Below are 7,375 nucleotides of genomic sequence, written 5' to 3'. Positions count from 1 at the left end.
TAGCCGGGTTGAACTGCCTGGTGCGCTCGGCGCCGTCGGTGTCGGGGATCGCGTCGGTGCCGTAGAGCGCGTCGTACAGACTGCCCCAGCGCGCATTTGCGGCGTTGAGCGCGTAACGTTGATTCGAAAGAGGCACGACGAGTTGCGGGCCGGCCTGCGTCGCGATTTCCGTATCGACGTTCTGGGTCGTCGCTTTCACGGCCGTGCTCGACGGGACAATGTACCCGACGCTCTCCAGGAATCCGCGGTACGCCTTGAGATCACGCACCGGGCCGGGATTCGCCTTGTGCCATGTGTCGAGTTCCGCCTGCAGCCGGTCGCGCTCGGCGAGCACCGCACGGTTTTTCGGCGCGAGGTCGTGGACGAGGGCATCGAAACCTTTCCAGAACGCTTCGCTTTCGATGCCGACGCCCGACAGCGCCTCGTCATCGACGTACTTGGCGAGCACGTCCGCCACCTGCAAACCGTTTCGCTTAATCATTTGACTCATGAGTATCTCCAGCTCTGTTTGTATTCGTCGCGATGCAGCATTGTAATTGCCATCATGTTAACGCTTCTTGGCCCAATCGACCGGTTGGTGACGTTGTAAAGGGCGTGGAGGATCGCCTCTACGAGTTCGCCGACCTCCGGCGCGCGAAGACAAGCAAAGCCGGAATGACTATATTTGTCGTCCTGTACGCTGTAATTGACCGATCAATCCATGCAGGCGGCGCATCATTGCCGCTGTTCAATGTTTATCGTTCAGAGGATTCCATGACCGAGTTGTCCGCGTTCCCCATCACGGCAAAATGGCCGGCGCAGCATCCCGAGCGGCTGCAGCTTTATTCGCTGCCAACGCCCAACGGCGTCAAGGTCTCTATCATGCTGGAGGAGACCGGCCTGCCGTACGAGCCGCATCTGGTGAGCTTCGAGACGAATGACCAGACGTCGCCGGCGTTTTTATCGCTGAATCCGAACAACAAGATCCCGGCGATCATCGATCCGGACGGACCGGACGGCAAACCGCTCGGGCTGTTCGAATCGGGCGCGATCCTGCTTTATCTCGCCGATAAAACCGGCCAGTTCATCCCGCAGGACGCGGCCGGCCGTTACGAGACGATCCAGTGGGTGATGTTCCAGATGGGCGGAATCGGCCCGATGTTCGGCCAGCTCGGTTTCTTCAACAAGTTTGCGGGCAAGGATTACGAGGACAAGCGTCCGCGCGACCGGTACGTGGCGGAATCGAAGCGTCTCCTGAGCGTGGTCGAGCAGCGGCTCGCGGGCCGGAACTGGATCATGGGCGACGAATACACGATCGCGGACATTGCGAGTTTTCCGTGGATTCGCAACCTGATCGGTTTTTATGAGGCGGGAGATCTGGTGGGCATCGATAACTTCCCGAACGTGAAACGTGTGCTGGCTGCGTTCGTGGCGCGGCCTGCAGTCGACAGAGGCTTGAACATTCCGAAGCGGGGTTGATGTTTTCAGGTTCCCCGAGGCGGCTCCTATGCCGCCTCTTTTCGTATTCGATGCCCTGATTAATAAGCAATCGCGAGATAATAAAAAATCTTGTTCCTCGCATTGTTATTAAAATAAAAACGCCGAAATGATCGGCTTGACGTCGCGGTTGCCAAAATAATAAACCGCTTGACGCTTTTCTCTCCTGCGCCAACAATCAATCCCACAACGGCATCTCAATAACACGGCTTCAATTGCGCGTGTTTTAACGTCGGCATAATCATGACCAAAACCGAAACGTCCCTTCAAAAGACGGAAGAGCTACGCAGCTTCCTGTTCCTGACCGTCGTGATGGTTCCGGTTCTGACGATCATGTTCGTTGCTGCGTATGGTTTTGTGGTCTGGTTTTATCAAATGGCGATCGGTGGTCCGCCTCATTGACTTATTTGTAAATTAAACCGTTTAACGTTACACAACGACAGGAGTCGGGTTATGTCTGCACGCCTGAAAAACGCGTTCCTTGAAATGGCTTTAATTCCCGAATCGCATATTGCGGGAATCGTCTTTCATGCAAGTAAGTTGGATCTGGAAAAAATCAAGCAGGCTATTTCAATGTTTCCGGGTTCCGAGATTCACGCAATCAGTCCGGAAGGGAAAATGGTGGTGACGCTTGAAGCGGACCGGTCGGGTGTTCTCGCTGACCAGATAGACGCCATTCATGCAATGCAGGGCGTGTATTCGGCATCGCTCGTATATCAGCATCACGAAGACGTGGCCGCGCTCGATGAGGAGATCCGGAATGAGCCTGATGCGTCGAAGCTTTATTAAACAGACGGCTGCGGCCACGGCGGCATCCGCTGCGGGGATGGCGCTCCCCGCGTTCGCCTCGGGTGTGGACCGGATGGCGGGCGCCGTTGCCGACACCGAAGTGAAATGGTCGAAAGCGCCGTGCCGTTTCTGCGGAACGGGCTGCGGCGTGAGCGTGGGTGTGAAAGGCGGCAAGGTGGTCGCGACGCAGGGCGATCCACAAGCGGAAGTGAATCGCGGGCTGAACTGCGTGAAGGGCTATTTCCTCTCGAAGATCATGTACGGCGAGGACCGGCTGACCACGCCCCTGTTGCGGATGAAGGACGGCAAATACGCGAAGGACGGCGAATTCACGCCGGTTTCGTGGGACCGCGCATTCGCCACGATGGCCGAGCAGTTCAAACGTGTGTTGAAGGAGAAAGGTCCGACAGCCGTCGGCATGTTCGGCTCGGGACAATGGACGGTTTTCGAAGGCTATGCGGCGTTGAAACTCATGAAGGCGGGGTTCCGTACGAACAACCTGGATCCGAACGCGCGGCATTGCATGGCGTCGGCCGTGACGGGTTTCATGCGCACGTTCGGCATGGACGAGCCAATGGGTTGTTACGACGATATCGAACAAGCCGATGCCTTCGTGCTGTGGGGATCGAACATGTCGGAGATGCATCCGATCCTCTGGACGCGCGTGACAGACCGCAGGATGAGTGCGCCGAAGACGAAGGTCGCGGTGCTCTCCACGTTCGAGCATCGCAGTTTCGACCTGGCCGATTACCGCGTGATCTTCACGCCGCAATCCGATCTCGCGATCCTGAATTACATCGCGAACGTGATCATCAAGACGAATCGCGTGCACAAGGATTTCGTCGCGAAACACGTCACGTTCAAGGAAGGCAACGCGGACATTGGCTATGGGCTGCGTCCCGAACATCCGCTGCAGAAGGCCGCTAAAAATGCGGGCGATCCGAACGGCTCGAAGCCGATCGACTTCGATACCTTCGCGCGTTTTGTATCGAAGTACGACGCGGATTACGTGACGAAGCTGTCGGGGGTAACGAAGGTGAAACTCGACCAGCTCGCCGAGCTTTATGCCGACCCGAACATCAAGGTGATGTCGTTCTGGACCATGGGCTTCAACCAGCATACGCGCGGCACGTGGGCGAACAACATGATCTACAACCTGCATCTCTTGACAGGCAAGATATCGACGCCCGGCAACAGTCCGTTCTCGTTGACGGGGCAGCCGTCGGCGTGCGGAACGGCGCGCGAGGTCGGGACGTTTTCGCATCGGCTGCCGGCGGACATGGTGGTCACGAATCCGGAGCACCGGGAGCACGCGGAGCAGATCTGGAAGCTGCCGCCCGGCACGATCCAGCCCAAGCCCGGTTATCACGCGGTGCTGCAGAACCGCATGTTGAAGGACGGCAAGCTGAACGCGTACTGGGTCATGTGCAACAACAATGTCCAGGCGGGCGCAAACCTGAACGAAGAGACGCTTCCGGGATATCGGAATCCGGACAACTTCATCGTGGTATCCGATGTTTATCCGACCGCAACAGCGGTTTCGGCCGACCTTATCCTGCCTGCGGCGATGTGGGTCGAGAAGGAAGGCGCCTATGGCAACGCCGAGCGCCGCACGCAGTTCTGGCATCAACTCGTCGATGCACCCACCGGCGCCCGTTCGGACCTGTGGCAACTGGTTGAGTTCTCGAAGCACTTCAAGCTAGAGGAAGTCTGGCCGGCCGAGCTGATTGCAACGAAGCCCGAACTGAAAGGCAAGACGCTTTACGACGTGCTTTTCCGAAACGGACAAGTCGACAAATATTCGCTGAAGGAAACGAGCGCGCATTACGAAAACAGTGAAGCAAAGGCGTTCGGCTTCTATCTGCAGAAGGGCCTCTTCGAGGAATACGCGAGTTTCGGCCGGGGGCATGGCCACGACCTCGCACCCTTCGATGCATATCATGAAGCGCGTGGAATTCGCTGGCCCGTGGTGAACGGCCACGAAACCCGCTGGCGCTACAAGGAAGGATCGGACCCGTACGTCAAGGCGGGAACCGGCTATCAGTTCTATGGCAACAAAGACGGCCGCGCGGTGATTTATGCATTGCCCTATGAACCACCGCCCGAGGCGCCGGACAAGGAGTTCCCGTTCTGGCTGGCAACGGGGCGTGTGCTCGAACACTGGCATTCGGGGTCCATGACGCGGCGCGTGCCGGAGCTGTATCGGGCGTTTCCGAACGCCGTGTGTTTCATGCATCCAGACGATGCAAAAGCGCTCGGCCTGCGCCGCGGCGTGGAAGTGAAGGTGATGTCGCGACGCGGTTTTGTCCGTACGCGTATCGAGACGCGCGGGCGCGACAAGCCGCCTCGCGGACTCGTGTTCATCCCCTGGTTCGATGCAAGCCAACTGGTCAACAAACTTACGCTGGACGCAACTGATCCGATATCGCTTCAGACTGACTACAAGAAGTGCGCAGTCAAGATCGTCAAGGTCTGAGGAGGCAGTCATGCGATCGCTGACCGTGATTGACGTATTCATTGCCGTGAGTCTTTTTGTGTTTTCGCAGGCGGCGCCGGCGCAACCGGTGATTCCCGCCGAACCGTTTCACGACGCCATGCGCGGCACGACGCCTGTCGATGAAGAGGCGAAACCGCCGTTGATTGCCCCAACAGAAAATAAGGATGTCATCCGTGGCCGCGCCTATGCACAGCAGCCGCCGACGATCCCGCACAAGATCGACGGCTATCAACTCGACAAGGACGCCAACCGCTGCCTTGCGTGCCATGCGCGTAGCCGCGCGGCCGAGAGCGGAGCGGTGCCCATCGGCATATCGCATTACGTCAACCGAGACAATGCCACGCTCGGAAGTCTCTCGCCGAGGCGCTACTTCTGCACGCAGTGTCATGTCACGCAAGCCGACGCGAAGCCGCTTGTCGGCAACACGTTCACGGATGTGGAAGATGTGCGCGTCGCGCCCGGGCATGCCGCGCCGCAGCCGGCCGGCAAGAAGTAGGAGCACGCGATGTTCGGCCTGATCAGGCGATATTGGCAAACGATCAACCGGCCCAGTACGTACTACAGCCTGGGCTTTCTCACGCTCGGCGGGTTCATTGCCGGTGTGGTGTTCTGGGGTGCGTTCAATACGGCGCTCGAAATGACGAGCACCGAGGCGTTTTGCACGGGTTGCCACGAAATGCATGACAACACATTCGCCGAGCTGAAAGGCACGATCCATTACAGCAACCGCAGCGGCGTGCGGGCGATCTGTTCGGACTGCCATGTACCGCACAACTGGACGGACAAGATTGCCAGAAAGATGCAGGCGTCGAAGGAAGTCTGGGCAAAAGTGTTCGGCTCGGTCAACACGCGCGAAAAGTTCCAGGACAAGCGGCTGGAACTCGCCGAGCACGAATGGCGCCGGTTCAAGGCCAACGATTCTCTGGAATGCCGTAACTGCCATTCCTTCGAGTCGATGGACTTCACGCGCCAGAGTCCGCGGGCACAGAACGCGCATCAGCGCTTCCTGGCTACGGGCGAGAAGACGTGTATCGATTGTCACAAGGGCATTGCGCATGAACTACCGGACATGACGCAGGCAATGCGGGATCAACAGTTGCGCGAAGCGCGTCCAAAGTGAGGGCACTATCGATGAATCAAGATCTGTTTATCAAGCAGGATTTCGGGTCGGACAGTCGCAACAATGCGGTGTTGTCCGTCGATAAACTCGGCTTCGACCGCGCCGGGGAAATGCTGTTCAGCAACGTGGCTTTCGATGTGGACGCCGGCCAGGTGCTGCAGATCCACGGTCCCAACGGCAGCGGCAAGACCACCTTGCTGCGCGTGCTCGCCGGTCTGTTGCGGCCGAGCGCGGGCACCATCCGCTGGCGTGGCAGGGATGCGCATGCGCATCCCGAATCGTGGCGCCAGTCGCTCGCGTATCTCGGGCATCTGAACGGCGTCAGCGACGAACTCACCGCAGCCGAAAACCTTGCCTTCAGTTCGGTGCTGGGCGATGTCGCGGAAGAGCGTGTCGAGGTCGAAGAGGCGGCGCTCAAGAGCGTGGGACTCGACCGGTATCGGGATGCCATTGTGCGGGGACTGTCGCAGGGGCAAAAGCGCCGGCTTGCGATCTCGCGCCTGCTGCTTGAACACAAGCCGCTGTGGCTGCTCGACGAACCCGCCGCCGCGCTCGACGAAGAATCGTCCGGCGTGCTCGAGGACGTGATCAAGGGCCATCTGGAGCGCGGCGGGATCGTGCTGATGACCACGCACAAGTTGATTACCACGTCACCCTCGGCCACGCGCAATCTGTACTTCGAACCGAGCGGCCGATGCTCAGACTGACCGTGCGCATTGTCCAACGCGAGCTTGCGCTGACCTGGCGCAGGCGGACTTCGGCGCTTGGCTGTCTGCTGTTCTTCGTGATCGCAGCGAGCCTCTTTCCGTTGGCCGTCGGCGCCGATCCCGCGCTGCTCCAGACAATCGCGCCGGGCGTGTTATGGATTACGGCATTATTTGCCGCGATGCTCTCGCTCGCGCGTTTGTTCGGCCCTGATTTCGCCGATGGCGCTCTCGACCAGATGCTGCTTTCGCCGCAATCATTGCTCGCGATGGTCATGGCGAAGATCGGCGCGCACTGGCTCACGAGCGGCTTCGCGCTCGTGTTGCTGGCGCCCGTCATGGCGCTTCAATACGGTCTTTCCTTCAATGCGGTCTGCCGGCTCACGCTGGCGTTGTTGATCGGTACGCCGGTGCTGAGTCTCATCGGTTCGGTGGGTGCGGCGCTTACGCTCGGCGTGCGCGGCGGCGGCATGCTGCTCGCCGTCCTCGTGTTGCCGCTGGAAACGCCGGTGCTGATCTTTGGCGCGAACGCCGCCGATTCATCGCGTACCGATGGATGGTCGGCCGCGAACTTTTCCCTGCTCGGCGCGGGCCTGCTCGCCGCCCTTGCGTTGTGTCCTGTCGCGACCGCCGCAGCCTTGCGGATCTCCGCCGAATGAACCTGACATGATCTCCACACTCGCTCAAGCTGGCTGGTTGCGCTACGCGTCGCCGAGACCGTTTCATCGGCTGGCGGGAAAGATGATTCCCGGCTTCGCAATCGCGTCCATCCTGTTCGTCATGCCCGGC

At 59.4% G+C, this 7,375-nt stretch carries 8 protein-coding genes and 1 pseudogene; 8 read left to right on the top strand and 1 reads right to left on the bottom strand.

The annotated features are described in order from the left end of the window. A pseudogene (locus ACRXB1_RS26005) lies at window positions 1-490 on the bottom strand (malate synthase G); the annotation flags it as partial. A gap of 263 nt (window positions 491-753) precedes the next feature. Between ACRXB1_RS26005 and ACRXB1_RS26000 the strand changes: the two are divergent. From ACRXB1_RS26000 to ccmB, 8 genes are all read left to right on the top strand, one after another. After that, the gene (locus tag ACRXB1_RS26000; protein ID WP_449493669.1) at window positions 754-1,458 is read left to right on the top strand and encodes a glutathione S-transferase N-terminal domain-containing protein; all 705 of its coding nucleotides are present in this window, start codon (window positions 754-756) and stop codon (window positions 1,456-1,458) included. A gap of 261 nt (window positions 1,459-1,719) precedes the next feature. Then, window positions 1,720-1,878, top strand: coding sequence for a periplasmic nitrate reductase, NapE protein (locus ACRXB1_RS25995; protein WP_062170125.1), 159 nt, complete (start codon window positions 1,720-1,722; stop codon window positions 1,876-1,878). Between the two features lie 51 nt (window positions 1,879-1,929). Continuing rightward, on the top strand, window positions 1,930-2,265 hold the full coding sequence (locus ACRXB1_RS25990; protein WP_449493668.1) for a chaperone NapD: 336 nt from the start codon (window positions 1,930-1,932) through the stop codon (window positions 2,263-2,265). Then, a complete protein-coding gene (napA, locus tag ACRXB1_RS25985) occupies window positions 2,237-4,741 on the top strand; it encodes a periplasmic nitrate reductase subunit alpha (RefSeq protein WP_449493667.1) in 2,505 nt (834 codons plus the stop codon). The genes ACRXB1_RS25990 and napA overlap by 29 nt, the downstream gene beginning before the upstream one ends. A 10-nt stretch (window positions 4,742-4,751) precedes the next feature. After that, window positions 4,752-5,258: a nitrate reductase cytochrome c-type subunit gene (locus ACRXB1_RS25980; RefSeq protein ID WP_449493666.1), complete on the top strand. Its 507-nt coding sequence runs from the start codon at window positions 4,752-4,754 to the stop codon at window positions 5,256-5,258. Window positions 5,259-5,267: 9 nt separating this feature from the next. After that, window positions 5,268-5,882: a NapC/NirT family cytochrome c gene (locus tag ACRXB1_RS25975; protein WP_061999768.1), complete on the top strand. Its 615-nt coding sequence runs from the start codon at window positions 5,268-5,270 to the stop codon at window positions 5,880-5,882. A gap of 11 nt (window positions 5,883-5,893) precedes the next feature. Next, the gene (gene ccmA, locus ACRXB1_RS25970; RefSeq protein ID WP_062170122.1) at window positions 5,894-6,589 is read left to right on the top strand and encodes a cytochrome c biogenesis heme-transporting ATPase CcmA; all 696 of its coding nucleotides are present in this window, start codon (window positions 5,894-5,896) and stop codon (window positions 6,587-6,589) included. After that, a complete protein-coding gene (gene ccmB, locus ACRXB1_RS25965; protein WP_449493665.1) occupies window positions 6,577-7,245 on the top strand; it encodes a heme exporter protein CcmB in 669 nt (222 codons plus the stop codon). The genes ccmA and ccmB overlap by 13 nt, the downstream gene beginning before the upstream one ends. The last annotated feature ends 130 nt before the right edge of the window (window positions 7,246-7,375 follow it).

It is taken from the genome of Caballeronia sp. M23-90 (assembly GCF_053574605.1).
This window is presented reverse-complemented; position numbering and strand designations above follow the sequence as displayed.